Annotated in this window: 13 protein-coding genes and 1 riboswitch; of the genes, 5 read left to right on the top strand and 8 right to left on the bottom strand. The window is 36.9% G+C overall.

Translation table 11 applies throughout. The annotated features are described in order from the left end of the window. Window positions 1-20 precede the first annotated feature (20 nt). Both SH601_RS03950 and SH601_RS03945 read right to left on the bottom strand, forming a co-directional pair. Window positions 21-1787 (bottom strand): sensor histidine kinase, encoded by a 1767-nt coding sequence (locus tag SH601_RS03950; RefSeq protein ID WP_319956950.1) that lies wholly within the window; start codon window positions 1785-1787, stop codon window positions 21-23. Then, a complete protein-coding gene (locus tag SH601_RS03945) occupies window positions 1774-3327 on the bottom strand; it encodes a response regulator transcription factor (protein WP_319956948.1) in 1554 nt (517 codons plus the stop codon). Before SH601_RS03945 ends, SH601_RS03950 begins: the two co-directional genes overlap by 14 nt. A 219-nt stretch (window positions 3328-3546) precedes the next feature. Between SH601_RS03945 and SH601_RS03940 the strand changes: the two genes are divergently transcribed. The 3 genes from SH601_RS03940 to SH601_RS03930 all read left to right on the top strand — a co-directional run bounded on the left by SH601_RS03940 (window position 3547) and on the right by SH601_RS03930 (window position 8164). Further along, on the top strand, window positions 3547-4530 hold the full coding sequence (locus tag SH601_RS03940) for an aldo/keto reductase (protein ID WP_319956947.1): 984 nt from the start codon (window positions 3547-3549) through the stop codon (window positions 4528-4530). Between the two features lie 271 nt (window positions 4531-4801). Continuing rightward, on the top strand, window positions 4802-5989 hold the full coding sequence (locus tag SH601_RS03935) for an ROK family transcriptional regulator (RefSeq protein ID WP_319956946.1): 1188 nt from the start codon (window positions 4802-4804) through the stop codon (window positions 5987-5989). A 120-nt stretch (window positions 5990-6109) separates the two neighbouring features. Beyond that, window positions 6110-8164 carry a beta-galactosidase gene (locus SH601_RS03930; RefSeq protein ID WP_319956945.1) on the top strand — a complete coding sequence of 685 codons (2055 nt, stop codon included), beginning with the start codon at window positions 6110-6112 and terminating at the stop codon, window positions 8162-8164. Window positions 8165-8204: 40 nt separating this feature from the next. Here SH601_RS03930 and SH601_RS03925 read toward each other — a convergent pair whose 3' ends face one another. The 6 genes from SH601_RS03925 to SH601_RS03900 all read right to left on the bottom strand — a co-directional run bounded on the left by SH601_RS03925 (window position 8205) and on the right by SH601_RS03900 (window position 17436). Further along, entirely contained in the window at window positions 8205-9248 is a 1044-nt protein-coding gene (locus tag SH601_RS03925) for an aldose epimerase family protein (protein WP_319956944.1), read from the bottom strand. A 20-nt stretch (window positions 9249-9268) separates the two neighbouring features. Beyond that, entirely contained in the window at window positions 9269-10762 is a 1494-nt protein-coding gene (gene galT, locus SH601_RS03920; protein ID WP_319956943.1) for a UDP-glucose--hexose-1-phosphate uridylyltransferase, read from the bottom strand. A gap of 2 nt (window positions 10763-10764) precedes the next feature. Beyond that, window positions 10765-11757, bottom strand: a complete 993-nt coding sequence (gene galE / locus SH601_RS03915; protein ID WP_319956942.1) for a UDP-glucose 4-epimerase GalE — start codon at window positions 11755-11757, stop codon at window positions 10765-10767. Between the two features lie 24 nt (window positions 11758-11781). Beyond that, entirely contained in the window at window positions 11782-12954 is a 1173-nt protein-coding gene (locus SH601_RS03910) for a galactokinase (RefSeq protein ID WP_319956941.1), read from the bottom strand. Window positions 12955-13303: 349 nt separating this feature from the next. Further along, a complete protein-coding gene (gene metE, locus SH601_RS03905; protein ID WP_319956940.1) occupies window positions 13304-15574 on the bottom strand; it encodes a 5-methyltetrahydropteroyltriglutamate--homocysteine S-methyltransferase in 2271 nt (756 codons plus the stop codon). Window positions 15575-15588: 14 nt separating this feature from the next. Continuing rightward, the gene (locus SH601_RS03900; protein ID WP_319956939.1) at window positions 15589-17436 is read right to left on the bottom strand and encodes a bifunctional homocysteine S-methyltransferase/methylenetetrahydrofolate reductase; all 1848 of its coding nucleotides are present in this window, start codon (window positions 17434-17436) and stop codon (window positions 15589-15591) included. Window positions 17437-17521: 85 nt separating this feature from the next. Continuing rightward, window positions 17522-17626, bottom strand: a riboswitch (SAM riboswitch). Between the two features lie 155 nt (window positions 17627-17781). Here SH601_RS03900 and SH601_RS03895 point away from each other — a divergent pair. Further along, complete coding sequence (locus SH601_RS03895; RefSeq protein ID WP_319956938.1) at window positions 17782-18348, top strand: nitroreductase family protein; 567 nt, start codon at window positions 17782-17784, stop codon at window positions 18346-18348. Between the two features lie 313 nt (window positions 18349-18661). Continuing rightward, window positions 18662-20206, top strand: coding sequence for a bifunctional metallophosphatase/5'-nucleotidase (locus SH601_RS03890; protein ID WP_319956937.1), 1545 nt, complete (start codon window positions 18662-18664; stop codon window positions 20204-20206). Window positions 20207-20358 lie beyond the last annotated feature (152 nt).

Here is a 20358-nt window from a genome sequence, read left to right as displayed (position 1 = left end):
CTATTTTTAGAAAAAGGTAATTATTTCAGCTGCTTTGCTGGTAATGTTATTTTTACTTTCGTCCCTTTGCTTAATTCGCTGTCTATTTCTACACCATAATGTTTTCCGTATAATAACTGAATTCTTTCATTTACATTTTTAACACCGATGCCACTGAACAGTTGTCTTTTTCCTTTTGATTGCACTAATTTATTGTTCAATTGCTCCAGTTTAATTCCGTCTCCGTTGTCTATTATCTCACAGGTAAGCGTGTCATCTTTACGAGCGATTAATACTTGAATATATCCGTTTGTTTTTGTGTTGAAACCATGGAAAAAGGCATTTTCTATAAAAGGTTGAATGATTAATTTTGGTATAGCAAGCTGTAAACAATCAGGAGCGATTAAATAATTCACTTTAATACGATCGCCATATCTAGCTTGATTGATTTGGACATAATTTTGTAAGTGCTCTAATTCTTGTTCAACAGTGATTGTTTCATCAATATTACTTAGTGAATGTTGTAGTAATGCAATAAAAGAATCCATCGTTTCCATTGCTGTTTCTTTTTTATCTTGTTGGATGAAAAACTTAATGGATGCGAGCGTATTGTAAATGAAATGTGGATTAATTTGATGCTGCAACATTTCTAGCTCTGCCTTTCTTTGTTTTTCTTGCGTTTTTATTAAAATTTGCACATAATCATGTAGCTCATTAAGCATATAATTAAAAGCTTTGGCTATTTTTCGTGTTTCATATCCACCTGTTTCTTGTAACGGTTTAGTAAATTGATATCTTGCCATATCAGAAATTTGGTTAACAAGCTTACTAATAGATACAGTCATTCTTCTTAAAATTAGAAAGGCTGTAAGCACCGCTATACTTACGACTATAATGCTAATGAATAAAATTTGTTTCGTATCAATAACATTTTCCGCAATGATATCCTTATCAATGAGATTGACGAGATAAGCATCGAGTGCAGGAATGTATGCTGATAAAAAGATATAGGTCTCGTCAAACACGGTTATTTGCTCATAGTCTTCGGGTTGCTCTACAAATTGTTCAGCATGATGAAGCAATTGATTGGAGTATTCACCAATTCTTTCTTGCTGATTACTAGAGATAATTTGGCCATTTCTATCAACTAATAGTACATTATTTCCACCACTAGTATAGCTTTCGTAAAATTTGTTTAGATCACGTTCCGTTAAAGCAAACAAGAGATAGCCATAAATGTCGTTTGACTGTAGCCGTAATGCTTTGGACGCAACGATCATTGGTACATTATTTGTTAGTTCAGATTGTTCAAAATGATAAGTGATCTGGTTGCTACTTGTTTCGGTTTCGTGAATGATTTCATGATTCGCTAATCTATCTCGATCAACAGGCCATTTGGCATAATTCATGTTAAACACGTCATTATTTTCACTCATGATGATCATCGTTGCATCATCAGGATCGACTTTAGGGTAAATATCCTCCATTTCATTCGTTATATTATAGTAGAATGAGGCCTCTTCAACAGTATTATTCGGTTGTTCTTGTAGCAGTTGTTTAATCGTACCGTTTGTCTCAATCTCTAAAGAAACAGAAACGATCGAGTCAGTGAATGAATGAAATTGATCAGTGATTTGGTTAATGATTTTTGAATTTGTAATGCTAAATGTATTAATGAATAAGTTACTAGACATATGAATGTGACTATATGTTATGGAGGCGCATACAATAATAATGCTAATGACTAAAACTAAAAAAATTTTCACAAATAAGTTGTTAGTGTAAATAAGACGTCTAAATTTCTTCATGGTTACTGCCTCTATTCCTAGGTTTGTGTTGCCTGCGATAGATTCGTGGTGAGACACCGACTACTTTTTTAAATACTTTCGTAAAATAGCTAGGATCCGAATAACCTACAGATTCACTAATAGATGAAATTGACATGTTCGTTTCAATTAACATTTTTTGTGCGTTTTTGATGCGGACATGGTTGAGATATTCACTAAATCCTTCTTCATGATGCTTACTAAAATAGCTGGATAAATAAGTAGGATTAAAGTGAAAGTAATCACCTAAAGTTCGCAATGTTAGAGAATTGCTATAGTTTTCTTCAATATAGTCGAGCAATCGTTGTATATTAGAAGTTGATGCTGTTTGAGACGCATGTACTTTTTTTTCTACTGTGGTCAGAAAATGATCAAAAATAGATATAGCTTCACCGACATGAAAAGCTTCATTAATTTGCGTGAATAGTTGATACTTATCTGCCTCAATCTGCTCCATATCATAGTTCATATTTCCGAGCAAAGTAATAATATTAAACATAATATTTTCTAACCATGATTTAAAAGTAAAAACATCTGTGTCAAAATGGTTAGCGAACAAATTGATTTGTTCATTTAGATAATCGAAAGCTTCTTGAAATTGCTTCCGTTTGAACAAATAGATCAAATGATTCAAATCAAACGCAGTAGCACGGTTTGTTAGTTGAGGCAACTGATCATAGTAAAGCACAGATTGCTCAGGTAAATAAAAATGGTATTGTTTCAACATTAAATGGTTTGTGTCATAGATATTTTTCAGTTCGTCAATAACTTGAAACGGCTGGCTCAATATCCATTTGCTTGTAGCTTGATCGGTACTGTTCGCAAGTTTTTTTATTACCGCTTTTAGTGTAGGTAATTCCTGCGCGCCAACATTTATTAATAAGAGAAAACTGTTTTCTTCTATTGTAATAGCATGGCAAGTTAATGATGAAACGTGTTGTTGTAATGTGGTAATAATCTGATCTGATGTCAGAGACATTCGTATTTTCACTGACCAAAACAGTTCCACCAATGTAAAGTGGTCGTAATGGAATTCCTCGCGGGCAAATTCCATCTCTCGAATAGATGGATACCCTTTTAAAATTTTTTTGCCTATATCACGGAGATTAAAATTGTTTGCGTTTACAACGTTTTGTTTGCGATTACCTTGGCGTACACGTCGTAATGTTTGGATTAAGTCCTCAGCGTTTAATTTAGGTTTCAAAATATAATCAGCAACACCACTTTGAAAAGTTTCCTTCACATAGTCGAAATTTTCAAAGCTACTTAATACGATGATTTCTGTTTCCGGATAGTTTGCTTTTACTCGTTTTACTAATTCAATACCGTCCATTCCAGGCATGACAATGTCTGTCAAGATAATATCAGGCAGATGAGCGTCGATTAAGTGAAGAGCTTCTTCACCATTCGATGCTTCACCGATTATGTTATAACCTTCTTTTTCCCAATCTATATAACTGATAATGCCTTGTCTTATCAACATTTCGTCGTCAACGATAAGTACTTTAAAGATGTCTTTCATTGCTGTTTGCCTCCTTACATACGATAAATAAGGTGATAAGTTTAACTAGATAAGGTATGTTGAATAAATCGTTCATTTGCTTAACTTTTTTATTTTATCATACCAAATCATAGGTAGATATACGAACGGATTCTTTTTCTTATAATGGAACCAGATGTATAATGAAGTTAATATCCATGATGTTTTTGTAAACGTAATCAATTATAGAGGAGGAGTTACATGCATTATCGACAATTGGGTAAGACAGATATGAAGGTAAGTGAGTTAAGTTTTGGTACGTGGGCAATTGGTGGTTCGTGGGGCCAAACGAGTGATAAAGAAGCACTGAATGGTTTAGCACTTGCGATGGATCATGGCGTGAATTTTTTTGATACAGCTGATGTATATGGTGACGGACATAGTGAAGAGTTACTAGCTAAAGCGACAAAAGGAAAAGAAGATAAAATTTACATTGCGACTAAATTTTGTCGTGCTGGTGATATTCATGATCCTGCTACGTATTCAGAAGAGTCTGTAACGAATTATGTGGAAAATAGTTTGAGAAGATTGCAACGTGAACAATTAGATTTACTGCAGATTCATTGTCCACCAACAGATATTATTCGAGATGGTACTGTGTTTGGAGTGTTGGATAAACTACAAGAACAAGGCAAAATTCGTCATTATGGTGTGAGTGTCGAGACAGTCGAAGAAGGCTTACTCGCGATGGAGAATCCGAATGTAGCTGCTTTGCAAGTTATTTTTAATATCTTTCGTCAGAAGCCAGTCACAGAGTTATTCCCTGTTGCTAAAGAGAAAAATGTAGGAATCTTAGCTAGAGTGCCACTAGCTAGCGGTTTATTGACAGGGAAATTTAACGAAAGTCATCAATTCGAGGCAGATGATCATCGCCATTTTAACCAAAATGGAGAAGAGTTTAATGTTGGTGAGACTTTTGCTGGTTTACCTTTTGCTAAAGGAGTAGAGCTTAGTAAACAATTAGAATGGATTGCAGAAGGAAGAGGAAATATGACAAGAGCAGCATTGAAATGGATTTTAAGTCATGAAGCTATTTCATCTGTTATCCCTGGCTTTAAAACAGTTAAGCAAGTGGAAGACAACCTAGCTGCTGTCGATGTTCCTGCCTATTCAGAACAAGAATTAGCTAAACTACAAGCTTTTTATACAAAAGAAGTACACGAGCATATTCGTGGTGCTTATTAATAAAATGGCAGAATTCAATTTCGGGCATTTCATCAGCGTTATGAATGCCCGAAATTTTTTGTTTTTATAAATTCGGTCGTTCATAGAGTTGATGAACGACCGAGCAAGAGAAAAAGCAAGCTCTTCGGTCATTCATCATCGTTATGAGTGTTCTTTTTCCTCATATGATAGAGGAAAAAGAACACCATTTATTCAAATTCTCATTATTTTTGTCCATGTTGAACCACTTTTGATATACTTTATTAAGTATATTAAGAAAGTTGGGAAAAAGATGCAGCGTGGAAGTTTTCAATGGATGAAGTCTATTAATAAATCGATTGTTTTAAATAAAATACGGACGGAAGGTTCCATTTCTCGTGCACAAATCGCTAAAGAAACGCAGTTAACACCTCCGACTGTTGGAAGTATTGTAAAAGAACTTTTAGCGCAAGGATTAATTAAGGAAAGTCAGCTTGGTGCATCACAAGGTGGAAGAAAGCCAACCATGTTAGTGCTGAATACAAAGGGATTTTATATAATTGGTATTGATGTAGGACCTGCGGCGGTGCGCTTTATTATATCAGATCTTTCTGGATCTATCGTGGATGAAATGGAACAAGCTATTACACACTCTATACAGAAAAATAGTTTTCTGTCGATGCTGACAAATGGGGTAGAACAATTAATGCAACGGCATAAATCCTTGCAGTTTATTGGTATTGGTGTGGCTATGCACGGTGTAGTTGATGCAGAAACAGGTATGTCGATATTTGCACCTAACTTGAACTTACGTAATCTTCCTATCAAAGAGTATCTAGAGAACGCGTTTCATCTAGAAGTGAAGGTAGAAAATGATGCTAAATTGTTAGCACTAGGCGAGGCGTGGTTTAATAATCAAATGACGAACAAAAGCATGATTGCCGTGAATGTAGGGAGAGGGATCGGTGCTGGGATTGTCATTAATGGTCAGTTATATAGTGGGGAACATGGAATTGCTGGTGAGATTGGTCACATGATGATAGATTTGCATGGGGAAAAATGCACATGTGGCAACAATGGTTGTTTACAGACGATTGCCTCAGGACCAGCTATTGCGGAAAGAATGGTAGAGTTATTAGAAGAGGGGAATCCTAGTAGTTTAGCGAGTTATCAAGAGCCAGTAACAGCTGAAATGATACATAAGGAAGCAACCAAAGGAGATCGTTTAGCGAAAGAAGTATTGAATGAAACAGGAACTTACTTAGGAATTGCGCTCACAAATTTAATTCATGTCTTTAATCCTAGCGCGATTATTATTGGGGGTGGAGTTGCAAAAGCTGAAGCATTTATTTTGCAACCGATCAAGGAAACAATTCGTTCAAAGGCTATATCTGAACAAGCAAAAAATACACCTGTGCTTCTTGCGAGTTTGGGGGAATATGGTTCTTCCTTAGGTGCAGTGGCCCTAATTTTAAGCGATATATTTGAACCAGTAGTCTGAGTTCTGTTTCTTAGTTAACCTATTACAAGAGTATCATTCTCTATAACTGGTAATGATACTCTCATGCCTAGCATATTTATTTTGAAAGCGCTATATAAAAAGAGAAGGATAGGTGATACGATGAAATTTAAGCCTGTAAGTGATAAAATGCCTAAAATGCTACATGGTGCAGATTATAGTCCAGAGCAATGGGCAGATTATCCAGAAGTGTTGGAAGAAGACATTCGTTTGATGAAGCTTGCAAACTGTAATGTGATGTCTGTCGGTATCTTTTCTTGGGCAAAATTAGAGCCTGAAGAAGGGAAATTTACATTTGAATGGATGGATCGATTACTAGATAGCTTTTATGAAAATGGTATTTATGCATTTCTCGCTACGCCAAGTGGTGCAAGACCAGCATGGATGTCTGAGCAATATCCAGAAGTATTGCGTGTTGTCGCTAATCGTGTTCGTAATCTTCATGGTAGGCGTCATAATCATTGTTACACATCACCTGTATATCGTGAAAAGGTACAAATTATTAATAGTAAATTAGCGGATCGTTACGCAGATCATCCAGCAGTAATTGGTTGGCATGTCTCCAATGAATATGGAGGTGAGTGTCATTGCCCGTATTGTCAGGAAGCATTCCGAGCTTGGTTGCAGCAAAAGTATAAAACGTTAGATACCTTAAATGCAGCATGGTGGACTACTTTTTGGAGTCATACCTACTCAAGTTGGTCACAAGTTGAATCACCTGCACCACATGGAGAGTCAATGGTTCATGGTCATAACCTTGATTGGAAACGCTTTGTTACGGATCAAACGTTAGATTTTTTTCGTCATGAAGTAAAGGCAGTCAGAGCGATAAAGTCAGAATTACCAGTAACAGCTAATTTCATGGAATTGTTTGAAGGTTTGAACTATGCCCAATTCGCCGAGGATATTGATATTATTTCATGGGATTCCTATCCGACATGGCATGATAGGCAAGATGAGTCTTATTTGGCAGCGTATACGGCGATGAATCATGATTGGTTCCGAGCATTAAAAGGTGGCAAGCCATTTTTACTGATGGAAAGTACACCAAGTTTAACAAACTGGCAGTCTGTCAGTAAGTTAAAAAGACCTGGAATGCATATATTATCTTCTTTACAAGCGGTAGCACATGGATCAGACTCTGTTCAGTACTTCCAGTGGCGTAAAAGTCGTGGTTCTAGTGAGAAATTTCATGGAGCGGTTGTTGATCATGTAGGCCATGAGCACACACGAGTATTTCAAGAAGTAAAAGAGCTAGGGGCTGGATTAGCTACATTAGATGAGGTAGTAGGGACAACAGTAGAAGCAGAGGTAGCAATCCTTTTTGATACGGAAAATCGTTGGGCAGTAAAGGATGCGCAAGGACCGCGAAACACAGGTATTTATTATGAACGAACGGTAACAGAGCATTATCAAGCATTTTGGGAGCAAGGGATTGCTGTTGATGTGGTTGATTCAGCAAAAGATTTGTCTAAATATAAAGTAGTAGTAGCGCCAATGTTATATATGGTTCGTCCGGGTGTTGCAGAAAATATCGAGAAGTTTGTTCAAAAGGGTGGAACGTTTGTGACAACTTATTGGTCGGGAATTGTTGATGAGCATGATCTGTGCTTTTTAGGAGGATTCCCAGGTCCGTTACGCAAAATAGTAGGTGTTTGGTCAGAAGAGATTGATGGACTTTATGATGGTGAAACAAACCATATTAAAGTCATTGGCAACAATGAACTAGGTTTGCGTGGCGAATTTGTTGCAAAAGAATTATGTGATTTGATCCATTTAGAGGGAGCGGAAGTTTTAGCTGAGTATGGAGCTGATTTTTATGCTGGTCGTCCTGCGTTAACGGTCAATCAATATGGAGAAGGCAAAGCATATTATATTGCCTCCAGGAATGATCGAGCATTCCACCAAGCCTTTTTTGAAAAATTAGCAGATCAACTATCAATAAATAGGGCAACTGGAGGTCTATTACCGAAGGGTGTTAGCGCACAAATTCGAACAGACGGAGATAATCAGTTTCTGTTTCTAATGAACTTTTCAAATGAGAGGAAAGAGGTTCATTTAAGTGAACAGAAATATGTGGATGTATTAACAGGTACGGAAGTGTCACAAACCGTTTCGTTACAGCGTTTGGGTGTGAAAGTGTTAAAACAACAATAAAATAAACCTGCTACAGCTTATTGTAGCAGGTTTTCTCATATTACTTCACACCAAACGTAAAAGTAGTTTTCGCAAAATATTTTTCGTCTTTGTCTAACCAAACAGATGGGAACCCTTCATGATGAATCGATGCTGGTGATGCTTGTGTTTCTAAGCATAGTCCCAAATATCTAACAGATTCACGTTCTGGTAATTCTAGTCCTTCTGGTAGATTGTTAGATGTGTACATCACAACACCAGGTTGATCGGTAGTAACAGTCAATGTGCGACCGCTCTCTTTTTCGTATACAACAGCACTTTCCTGTTTAGAATGATCGAAAAGGAAATAGTGGTCATAGCCGTGATTTGCTATAAGATTTTGCTTGTAATCAGATGTAACACCATCCTTCATCAAGCGCCCATTACGAAAATCATAAACAGTATCATCCACATCTAAAATGTTACCAGTTGGTATCAATTCATCATCTAGCTCAACAAATTTACTACTGTCTAATGTAATTTCATGGTTTTGAATATCTGCTTGTAAATTACCACTAAGATTAAAATAAGAGTGATTGGTACTTGTTAAGACCGTTTTTTGGTCTGCGGTTCCTTCATACGTAATCGTGAAAGCATTATCATTATTTAGTGTATAGGTAACAGTCATCGTTACATTTCCTGGATAACCATTCGCACCATCTTCACTTTTTAGTGTTAACGTCAATCCTACCTCATTGTTGTTTTCAAAAGGTTGAGCATTCCAAATGGATTTATGGAACCCTGGTTCGCCACCATGTAAATGATGATCTCCTTCGTTTTTTGGCACTGTATAGCTTTTTCCGTCTATTTCAAACCGTGCCTGCTCAATTCGTCCTGCAACACGACCAATTAAAGCACCGAAAAATCCAGGGTTATCAAGGTAATCTTCATAGTTTTTAAAGCCGAGTACAACATTTTCAAGCTTGCCATCACGATTAGGTGCGAAAATTTTTGTAATGATCCCACCGAAATTAAGAATAGAAACGCTCATATGATGATCATTAATTAATGTGAATTCCTTCCATTCTTGGTCTGCTACTTTTAGTACATCTGTTTTTACTTCCATAACGCCGATTTCCCCCTCGTTTACTCTTTATTTAAGTGTGACAAAAAGCGCTTGAATTGATCTCTGCCAGAACTAGTTGTTTTATACACTCCAGCATCCTCCAACACGCGAGCAAATTTCTGTCCTAGAGCATTTTTGACAATGGTGTTAACGTTCTCATTCGTGATAGTTGCATGCTCACTCTTTATTGATTGTACCCAATCATGATGGTATTCTGCAACCGTTACCTTTTCGCCTAAAAGATGCTCTCTGATTGCTTCTAATTCATTTTTTAGGCGGGGAGGGAGAACAGCGAGCCCCATTACTTCAATAAGGCCAATGTTTTCCTTCTTTATATGGTGAACATCTTCATGTGGGTGGAAAATTCCCATCGGATGTTCTTTCGTTGTTCGGTTATTACGTAAAACAAGATCCATTTCAAATACTTCCCCACGTCTGCGCGCTATTGGTGTAATCGTATTGTGTGGTGTATCTTCTGTGTATGCTAAGATGTCTGCGTCAGGATCACTATAGGCACGCCATTTTTGTAAAATATGGGCTGAAGCATCGACTAGTTTATAGCGATCTTGGTGGCGGAGTCGAATGACAGACAAGGGCCATTTAACGACCATTGCTTCCACATCAGCAAAATCATTTAGCGTAAATCGGAATTCTTCCTCTGCGTTTGTCATTGCGAATGTATAATGACCAGCTTGATAGTGATCATGGGATAAAATGCTACCACCAACGATCGGTAAGTCAGCATTAGAACCGATAAAATAATGCGGGAATTTATCGATAAATGCGGTCAGTCGTGCAAATGCTGCGCGAGTTATGTTCATTGGGCGATGCTCTTCAGCAAGTAAAATACTATGCTCGTTGTAATAAACATATGGCGAGTATTGTAAAAACCATTCTTCTCCTTCTAATGGAACGTTAATGATTCGGTGATTGGAACGAGCTGGATAACCAATGCGCCCGACATACCCTTCATTTTCGACAGACAATACATTTTTCGGATAGGCAAGGTCTTGCTTTTTCTCTTTTTCCCGTTTTATTTGTTCCGGGTCTTTTTCCGGTTTTGATAAATTAATCGTAATATCTAATTCTCCGTAGTCAGATGCTGTTTTGAAATGAATGTTTTGTGCCATTCTTTTTGTTTGAATATAGTTACTGTCTTTACTTAATTGATAAAAATAGTCTGTTGCCTTTTCAGGTGATTGTTGATACTTTTCATAAAAAGTTTGATTAATTTCAGACGGCTTTGAGATAAATACATTCATTATTTTTGCTGTTAATTGTTCTCGTTCGTCTAATAATCCTTCGATTAGTTCTTTTTCTACAGCTAGGTTGGCTAATTCTTCTAAGATAGTTGGAATGTCCATGTTAACCAATTCCGCTTCTTTTTGGAAACTTGCCTCATGAAGCAGTCCTAACACTTGGTTACGGGCATAAATTTGATCACTTTGTTTAATCAAATCTTTCTCAATTGCTTTGTTGACTAATGTCTTTACTAAGCTTGAGATATAGCTCATGGTTATTCCTCCTTGTAACCTGTTGGGTTTGCTTGATGCCATTTCCATGCATCAGAGATAATACGCTCAATATCCGTTCTAGAAGGTTTCCAACCAAGTATTTGTTTTGCTTTGTCAGATGCCGCAATTAATGTGCTTGGATCACCAGCTCTTCTCGGTGCAACTTTTGCTGGAATAGGGTGATTGGTTACCTTTCTTGCAGTATTGATGATTTCTTTAACGGAAAAACCTTGACTGCTTCCGAGGTTGAATATGTTACTTTCTCCGTCTTCTTTTAAATAGTTGAGTGCTAATAGGTGGGCATCGATTAAATCTTCCACATGAATGTAGTCGCGAATACACGTACCATCAGGTGTGTCATAGTCATCACCGAAAATGGAAATGTGTTCTCGCTGATCTAATGCAACTTGTAAAACAATTGGAATTAAATGTGTTTCTGGTCGGTGATCCTCGCCAATTTCACCTGTTGAACGAGCGCCTGCTACATTAAAATATCGCAAGGAAACAAAGCGGATATCGTGAGCAGCTTCTGTCCATTTCATCATTTTTTCCATCGTTAATTTTGTCTCGCCATACGTATTAGTTGGATTTGTCGCCATTGCTTCTGTAATCGGTACTTGTTCTGGTTCACCATATGTTGCAGCGGTAGAAGAGAAGACGATATGTTTGATACCAGCTTCCGTCATTGCCTGTAGTAATACTTGTGTTCCGTACACATTGTTATCGAAATATTTCAGTGGGTCTTCCATTGATTCTCCAACAAGTGAATTGGCGGAAAAATGGAGTACGCCGTCAATCTGTTCATGTGAAAACACTTCACGTAAAAAATTGATATCTCTAATATCCCCTTGATAGAAGGTTGCTTCTGGGTGTACTGCTTCTTCATGTCCTGTTAATAAATTGTCAATTACTATTGCTTCATGACTATTATCGATTAATTGATAGACAGCATGTGAACCCACATATCCCGCTCCACCTAAAACTAATATTCTCAAGTGTATTCATCCTTTCTCGTTTCGTTAAAGTATTATTTCTTTCGCTCCATCACCGATGGTTGCTACATAAAAGGTTGGTGCATAACCAATTTTGTCTTGATACGTTTGCTCGATTGCCTGCTTTACATTGTCTACTTCCGTTTTTTCTACAATGGCTATCGCACATCCGCCAAATCCGGCACCTGTCATTCTGGCACCGAGGACACCTTTTTGTTGCCAAGCGCTTTCAGCAATCGTATCGAGCTCAGTACCTGTTACCTCATAGTCATCTCGTAATGAAATGTGTGATTGGTTGATTAATTCACCAAATTCGCTCAGCTCACCAGCTTTCAATTTTTCTAATGCTTGTAATGTTCTTGCATTTTCATATACAGCGTGTTTCGCCCTTTTTTGATTAGTTTTATCTTGAATAAGTGCGCGATTCTCTTCAAATTGTTTAGGTGTTAGCTCGCCTAATGTTTGGATCGATAGATGTTTTTGTAAATCAGTTAAAGCAATTTCACATTGGTTGCGACGCTCATTATATTTGGAATCTGCTAACTCGCGTCTTTTATTTGTATTAATAATAATGATGTCATGCTTATCTAGTTGAATTGGCGCATATTGATAGTTTAATGAATCGCAGTCTAATAGCATTGCTTGATCTTTTCTTCCCATCCCAATCGCAAATTGATCCATAATTCCACTATTAACGCCAATATAGTGATTTTCTACTTTTTGTCCGAGTTGAACCATGCGAATGCGATCCATCGTTAAATCATACATTTTTTCTAACAATACGCCTGTCACTAATTCAATCGAGGCAGAGGAGGAGAGACCTGCGCCATTTGGAATGTTTCCGTAGAAGAATACATCAAAACCTTGATCAATCGTATATCCTTCTTGCTGAAAATAGTAGATCATACCTTTCGGGTAATTCGTCCAATTATCTTCTTTTTTGTAGGAAAGGTCTGATAAAGATACTTCGATTATACCTTGATCAGGAAAGTTCTCAGAGTAGAAACGTAATTGTTGGTCGTCTCGCGGTATAGCTAAGGCATAAGTACCGAACGAAATCGCAGCAGGAAATACATGACCACCATTATAATCTGTATGCTCACCAATTAAATTAATCCGCCCAGGAGCGAAAAAAATGCGAGGTTGCGTTTGAACTTGAAAAATACGCTCGAACTTCTTGATTAAATCCGTTACATTCATTGTGGCACCATCCTTCGCAAAGTGTAATAACAACTTAATTAATTTAATTTATTAACTATATTGTACACGGTTTCAATGGAAGATACAAGATGAAATCTGTAAAGGATTCAATTTTACAGGATGAAATGAAACGGATGCTAACTTTCTAATAAGTTTCGTTTTATTAATAAGTACTACCCTTGATGAATGGTCGAATCTTTTGTGTGTACTGCTTGCTTCTATTTGTTGGATAAAAGTGTATCATATTCTCAACTAAACTCACTTTAGTGGTGTTTGTATTCAGCTATCTTTGCGGAGAATAAAAAGAGAAGCCCTCAGTTAGAAGAGAAAATGACTGAGGGCGCTTTTCTTATACTTTTAATGAAAGCTGATGTACGCGAAGTTTTTTAGCAGCAGCTACCATATTTTCTAAAGCTGCGATGGTTTCTTCCTCGTTCCTTGTCTTCAGTCCACAGTCTGGGTTAATCCAAAATTGTTCTATATCAATGGTTTCTAGAGCACGTTTAATATTCATTTCAAGTTCTTGCAAAGTAGGGATACGTGGACTGTGGATGTCATAGACACCAAGTCCAATTTCTTTTTTGTAGTCGTTTGTTTCAAAGGTTTCAATTATTTCTCCATGACTTCTAGATGTTTCAATCGAGATTACATCTGCATCTAGGTCATCAATTACTTCATAAATTTCACCAAATTCAGAGTAGCACATATGTGTATGAATTTGTGTTTCATGTTTCACCGTCGATGTTGCGAGCTTAAAAGCCTGTACGGCTGCATCAAAATAATTTGGCCACTTCAATCGATTCAATGGGAGTCCTTCGCGTAATGCTGGTTCATCTACTTGTATAATACTAATTCCTGCCTTTTCTAATGCTAATACTTCTTTTTCCAATGCTAACGCAATTTGATTTTGAACAGTGAAGCGTGGCAATTGTTCATGAACAAACGACCAGTTCAAAATAGTGACAGGTCCTGTTAACATTCCTTTTACAGGTTTGTTAGTTAATGATTGCGCATAAGTTATTTCTTTTACCGTTATTGCTTTTTCCCATTCTACATTACCGACTAAAAGTGGAGGTTTAACACAGCGTGAACCATAGGATTGCACCCAGCCAAATTCAGTAACAGCAAAACCTTTAAGTTTCTCACCAAAATATTCGACCATATCAGTTCGTTCAAATTCTCCATGTACAAGCACATCTAAATCTAGTTTTTCTTGAATGTGAATCCATCTTTTTGTTTCGGATTCAATAAACTCATTGTATACTTGTTCAGAAATTTCTCCTTTACGCCATTTTGTTCTTGTTTGCTTTACTTCAAGCGTTTGTGGCAAACTTCCGATAGTCGTGGTAGGTAATAAAGGGAGTTGTAACTTCTTTTGTTGATATTTCTTTCTTTCCAAAAATGGCAGCTCTCGTTTTGCATCTTTTCGGATGCTTTCTGTTAAGTGACTACGGTAATCGGACTGATCTAAATAATTAATTGCCTCTTTACTTTCTGTAAAAGCATGTTGAACGGCATCATTTTCTTCATGTAAGGCAGTTGTTAGGGTTTGTATCTCTTTTAATTTTTCATCAGCAAAACTCAATCCGTTTTTCACTAGTGGATCTAGTTTCTCCTCTAGCTCTTTTGTTACAGGAACATGTAATAAGGAGCAAGATGGTTGAATAATCAATGTTTCAGGATTAGCGACTCGTTGGATCGTTTCTAAAAGTTGATATTTATCCTCTAAATCAGCTCGCCAGACATTGCGCCCGTTAATAATACCAACGCCTAAAGCTTTATCAGTTGGAAATCCGAATTTGTTGATGACATCTATATGTTCTCCGTGCACAAAATCTAGTCCAATTCCTTTAACAGGGAGTTTTATAATTCGGTGATAATGCTGTACTGTTTCGAAATAAGTTTGCAAAATGATCTGAACACCAGAAACATGGTCATCAATCATTTGGTAAACTCGTTCTACTAGTTTTATTTCTGTTTCTGATAGGTTAGTTCCTAAAATAGGTTCGTCTATTTGAACCCATTCTGCACCTGCAGCAGACAACTCATGAAGTATTTGCTCATATAAGGGTAGTAATTTGTTAACCCAATTTTCTAATTCATTTTCATGATAACCTTTAGCAAGCTTAACAAATGTGATAGGACCAACGATTACAGGTTTTCCATCGATATTTAATTCCTCTTTTGCTTCTTCATAGTAAGATAATGCTCTGTTTTCCAGTAAAGATGGTTCCGTACCTTGTAATTCGGGCACGATGTAGTGGTAATTAGTATTGAACCATTTTGTCATTTCAGCTGCTACTGCGTTTTTCTCTCCGCGAGCAATAGCAAAATAGCAAGACAGGTCAGTGGGATCGTGATGGGTAAAACGTTCTGGAATGATATTGAAAGAAATAGCTGTATCTAATAGATGATCGTATAAAGAAAAATCTCCGACAGGAATTAGATCTATACCTAACTCCTTTTGTTTTTTTAGGTTATGGAGACGTAAGCTCTTCATTTGTTCTTGAAGACAGGTAGCATTTATATCTCCACGCCAAAATGCCTCAATTGCTCTTTTCCATTGTCGCTTTTCGCCAATTCGAGGGTAACCTAGATTGCTACTAAGAATCGTTGTCATTATGAAAAACTCCTTTAATTATTTATTTTCATTGCTTGTGAAGCTTGTTTATTTGCATAATTCGTTAGCTCCACTGTTATGGGATAATGCAAGAACGGTGTGACAATGTAAATACCATTAAAATATTGTAGAGCTGTATCAATTAATTCTTTTGCGATTTCTTTCCCTTCCTGGATACTTTGTGTTTTATTCTGGGATTGCTTCATTCTAGATCGAACTTCATCAGGTAACTTCATACCCGGTACTTCATGGTGTAAAAATTCTGCATTTCGATAAGAGGTTAGTGGCATGATGCCAACGAAAATAGGTTGATCAATATGTTGAGTAAGTTGATGTAACTGAATAATTTGTTCATGATTGAAAATTGGTTGAGTCAAAAAGTAATCAGCACCGTGGTTAATTTTCTGCTCCATTCTTTTTACTGCCTTTTCAAGGTTCGCAACATTAGGATTGAACGCAGCGGCTACTTGAAAATGTGTTTTCGTTTTTAGTGAGTTACCGGCAAAGGATAATCCTTGATTACACTGCTGTTTAATGAGTCTTGTTAATTCGATAGATGTCACGTCAAAAACAGATGAAGCACCTGGGAAACCACCAATTCGTGTTGGATCGCCAGTGATCGCTAGAATTTCATGAAAGCCTAATGTATGGAGACCGAGTAAATGAGATTGAAGCCCGATTAAATTTCGATCCCGACATGTTAAATGAATAAGTGGTGTCACTTTACATCCTGCTTGCTTCATTTTTACAGCCATGGCAAAGTTACTAATACGTGGTGAAGCCAGAGAATTATCTGCTAATGTAATCGCGTCTGCTCCGGCATCTTCTAGTGCAAGTGCACCTTCGAGAAATGTGTCTGTATCTAGATGTTTTGGCGCATCTAACTCTACGATTACGGTGTGCTGTTTGCGAGCCTTTTCCGCTAATGGTATTGGCAAGGGAAGTTGTTGTTTGTTAGCAGTCTGCGTAAAATTAATTTTTTTCACCTTTTTTTGCTTAATCGGTGTTAATCCACTTATGCCATCTTTAACAGCGCTAATATGTTCTGGCGTTGTACCACAGCATCCACCAATTAAACGCACGCCTTGGTTACGGAACTCTTTTGCGCATTTTACAAAGTAGTCACTGTATTGGCTATAAACTAATTTCCCATTTTGGTAGGAAGGGAGACTTGCATTCGGATATGCAGCTAAATATGCTTTCTCAAGAAGTGGAACAGATTCTAATGCTTTAAGCATATAGTGAGGACCAAGATGGCAATTGACACCTACAACATCTGCACCTATGTCTTCTAATGTTTTCAAGGCTGTTGAAAGCTGTAATCCATTTTCCATCACACCTGGTTCATGCATCGACACATTGGTGATAATCGGCAATTTTGTTTCTTGTCTAGCAATCTCTAACACTTGCTTGATTTCTTCAAAGTCATAGTATGTTTCCAATAATAAGCCATCTATCCCTTCTAATAATAAAGAGAATAACTGCTCCTTAAAGCTACGGATGATGTCTTTCTTTGAAGCGATTAATTTTTGAACTCCTCTGATTCCTCCAATTGTTCCTAAAACAAATCCTTTGTCTTTGGCAGCAGTTTTAGCGAGTTGTATAGCTTTTGTATTTATCTCATGTACCTGCTCCTCTAAACCAAAACGCGACAATTTAATATAGTTTGCTCCATATGTGTTGGTTTGTATAACTTCAGCTCCAGCATCAAGATATGTTTGATGAACGTGGAGAATTTGGTCTGGATGCGTAAGGTTGTAAGATTCAAAGCAGCGATTGACACCGTGAGAGTATAGTAGGGTTCCTATTGCTCCATCAGCGACAACTAGTCTTTGTTGCAATGCATTGCGTAAATCAGACATTTTTTCACCTCTTTTCTATGTAGAATAAATGTTTATAACATAAAAAATCTCCGTCTATTGAAAGACGGAGATTAATTAACGTAAACTCTCATCTTTCAAGCAGCTATTGCTTGCTGGAATTAGCACCTTGTCATATTAGACGGTTGCTGAGGCTTCGTAGGGCCAGTCCCTCCACCTCTCTGGATAAGAAAAATTATTTAACTGATAGTATTTGTTAGAATGTTACATGAAAATAAAAAACATTGCAAGTTATTTTTGTGAATTTTCCGACAACTTGATTCTTTATCGAGATATGGTATGATAAACCTAGTTGAAAATCATTATCAGTAAGAGGGAGTCATGTTCATGAGTATCCAACAACTTATCACCGAACGTCGCTCGATATCGGTATATCGGGATAAAGAAGTACCAGCAAGTCTAATAGAAGAGCTATTAGAAACAGCAGTATGGGTACCTAATCATAAAATGACAGAGCCGTGGCGATTTGTTTTTGTGCAAGGAGAAGCAAAGGAAAAACTAGCCGAAATTAATCGAAAAGTTGCTATTTCTAAAGCGAATACAGAAGTAGAAGAAGAATTACAAGTGATTAGTGACAATGCTTATAACAAAATAATGAGTGTGCCATTCATCTTTTTTGTCATTAACACCCTACATCCACAAGAAAAATTAAGAGAAGAGGATTATGCTTCATCTAGCTGTTTAGTCCAAAACTTTAGCTTACTTGGTTGGGAAAAAGGGCTAAGTGTTTTCTGGAAAACAGGAAAGTTAGCATTCTGTGAAGAGACCGCTGCATTAATCGGTTTACAAGAAAATGAGCGGGTAGTTGGCCAAATTCAAGTAGGGTATCCTGCTAAAAATCAAACGCCTATTCCAAGAACAGCAGCAAAAAATAGAATTACAGTAATAAATTAAGTGTTGAAAAGAGGCTGCCTCAACCAATTTTGGTTGATCGCAGCCTCTTTTCAAGTTGCCAGAAAGCTAAGCATTCTATACATACTATTTTTCTGTAAAAAAAGACCGATGAAAGATATCATCGGACAAAAGAAAAAGGGGCTATCATTTTGTGAGAAAGCAATCTTTGCAGCATTGCTCAATTTGGAACAATTTAAATATATCAAATGAATGAAAAGAAGGTGTTAAAGCTAAGTTAAGAAATTGTAAAGATTTACCCAAATAGAAGTAGAAAACGCTATAATAGAAATAGATGTTTCTAGGAGGGTTTAGAATGGAAAAAGTGTCGATATGTGTAACAAGTGATGTTCACGGTTATATTATGCCTACTACTTATCGTGATCATCAAGAGGTGAATATTGGATTAGCCAAAGCTGCCTCTATTATTCAACATATAAGAGAGAAAAACCATACGATCTTAATCGACAATGGTGATTTTATTCAAGGAAGTCCTGCTACATATTATTTTGCCAAAAAACAAGGGGATCAAGCGAGTCCTGTTATTAAAGTAGCTAATCAATTAAAATATGATCTTGCAGTACTTGGGAATCATGAATTTAACTATGGATCAGACTATTTACAAAAAGCAGTGGACGCTGCTGAGTATCCTTTTTTGTCAGCTAATATAATAGATGAGAGAACGACTGAGCCATACTTCGGTAAACCCTACGTAATAAAAGAAATAGCTGGTATTAGAATGGCGATATTAGGATTAACGACACATTACATTCCTAATTGGGAAGAGCCAAAGCATATTGAACAATTACGTTTTGAGGATGCTTGTGAATCAGCTAAAAAGTGGGTTGCGAAAATACGTGAAACGGAAGCACCAGATGTGATGGTAGTATGCTATCATGGGGGATTAGAGCGTGACCCGCAAACTGGTGAACCAACTGAAGATTTAACAGGTGAAAATCAAGGCTATCAAATTTGCCAAGAAGTAGACGGAATAGACATTTTAATTACGGGTCACCAACACCGCTTTTTATCAGAAGAAATTAATGGTGTGACAGTCGTTCAACCAGGTAATAATGGGCAAGCAGTCGCAGAAGTAACGTTGTCTATTGGAGAAAAAGTAGAATCTATTACCTCTACTTTACACTATGTGGACGATGAGACGAAGGCAGATGAGCAAGTAATAGACTCCCTAAAAGAAGAGGAAAAAGCAGTGCAAGAATTTTTAGACCAAGTAATGACGAATGTCAAAGGTGATATGACGATATCAGATGGAATGGATGTTAGATTAAATGGTCATCCATTTATTAATTATATCAATCAATTACAATTAGATGTTTCAGGTGCTGACCTGTCTGGGACAGCGTTATTTAATGATACATCTCCAGGATTCGGCGAACAAATTACGATGAGAGATATTGTTTCAAACTATATTTACCCGAATACGTTAAAAGTTTTAAACATTACTGGTCATGATGTAAAAGCCGCATTAGAAAGGTCGGCTAGCTATTTTGCGTTAGAAGGTGATGAAATAGGTGTTAATCCATCTTTCTTACAACCGAAGCCCCAACCATATAACTATGATATGTGGCAAGGTGTTTATTACGAAATCAATGTATCAAAACCAATTGGCGAAAGAGTAGTAGTACTAGAATATGAGGGACAACCTCTGGATTTAGACCAAGAATTCCGAGTAGTAATGAATAACTATCGCGCAAGTGGTGGTGGTAACTACCATATGTTTAAAGATAAAGAAGTAGTCAAAGATATTGCCGTTGACATGACAGAATTAATTGCGGATGACCTATTGAAGAAGGCGGAATTGATACCAGATTTCACAAAACATTTCCGTGTTTTCAAATAATTATTAGATTACAAATATAGCATATAGTTAGAAAATGTTACGTAATGATGTATAAAATCTATGATTGTTGCCCCATAATGACAAATGTGACAAGCGTTTGTAATAAAGTAATGTTTGTTACAGACTCTTAAATTCACTGTAACCACAAAGGA

It is taken from the genome of Gracilibacillus pellucidus (assembly GCF_033949965.1).
Classification (GTDB): Bacteria; Bacillota; Bacilli; order Bacillales; family Amphibacillaceae; genus Gracilibacillus; species Gracilibacillus pellucidus.
This window is presented reverse-complemented; position numbering and strand designations above follow the sequence as displayed.

Bases quoted from the DNA above. Each gene is read 5' to 3' on its own strand.
- SH601_RS03950 (WP_319956950.1), bottom strand. From the start codon at position 1,787: ATGAAGAAATTTAGACGTCTTATTTACACTAACAACTTATTTGTGAAA.
- SH601_RS03945 (WP_319956948.1), bottom strand. From the start codon at position 3,327: ATGAAAGACATCTTTAAAGTACTTATCGTTGACGACGAAATGTTGATA.
- SH601_RS03930 (WP_319956945.1), top strand. From the start codon at position 6,110: ATGAAATTTAAGCCTGTAAGTGATAAAATGCCTAAAATGCTACATGGT.
- galT (WP_319956943.1), bottom strand. From the start codon at position 10,762: ATGAGCTATATCTCAAGCTTAGTAAAGACATTAGTCAACAAAGCAATT.
- SH601_RS03935 (WP_319956946.1), top strand. From the start codon at position 4,802: ATGCAGCGTGGAAGTTTTCAATGGATGAAGTCTATTAATAAATCGATT.
- SH601_RS03940 (WP_319956947.1), top strand. From the start codon at position 3,547: ATGCATTATCGACAATTGGGTAAGACAGATATGAAGGTAAGTGAGTTA.
- SH601_RS03925 (WP_319956944.1), bottom strand. From the start codon at position 9,248: ATGGAAGTAAAAACAGATGTACTAAAAGTAGCAGACCAAGAATGGAAG.
- metE (WP_319956940.1), bottom strand. From the start codon at position 15,574: ATGACAACGATTCTTAGTAGCAATCTAGGTTACCCTCGAATTGGCGAA.
- SH601_RS03910 (WP_319956941.1), bottom strand. From the start codon at position 12,954: ATGAATGTAACGGATTTAATCAAGAAGTTCGAGCGTATTTTTCAAGTT.
- SH601_RS03890 (WP_319956937.1), top strand. From the start codon at position 18,662: ATGGAAAAAGTGTCGATATGTGTAACAAGTGATGTTCACGGTTATATT.
- SH601_RS03895 (WP_319956938.1), top strand. From the start codon at position 17,782: ATGAGTATCCAACAACTTATCACCGAACGTCGCTCGATATCGGTATAT.
- SH601_RS03900 (WP_319956939.1), bottom strand. From the start codon at position 17,436: ATGTCTGATTTACGCAATGCATTGCAACAAAGACTAGTTGTCGCTGAT.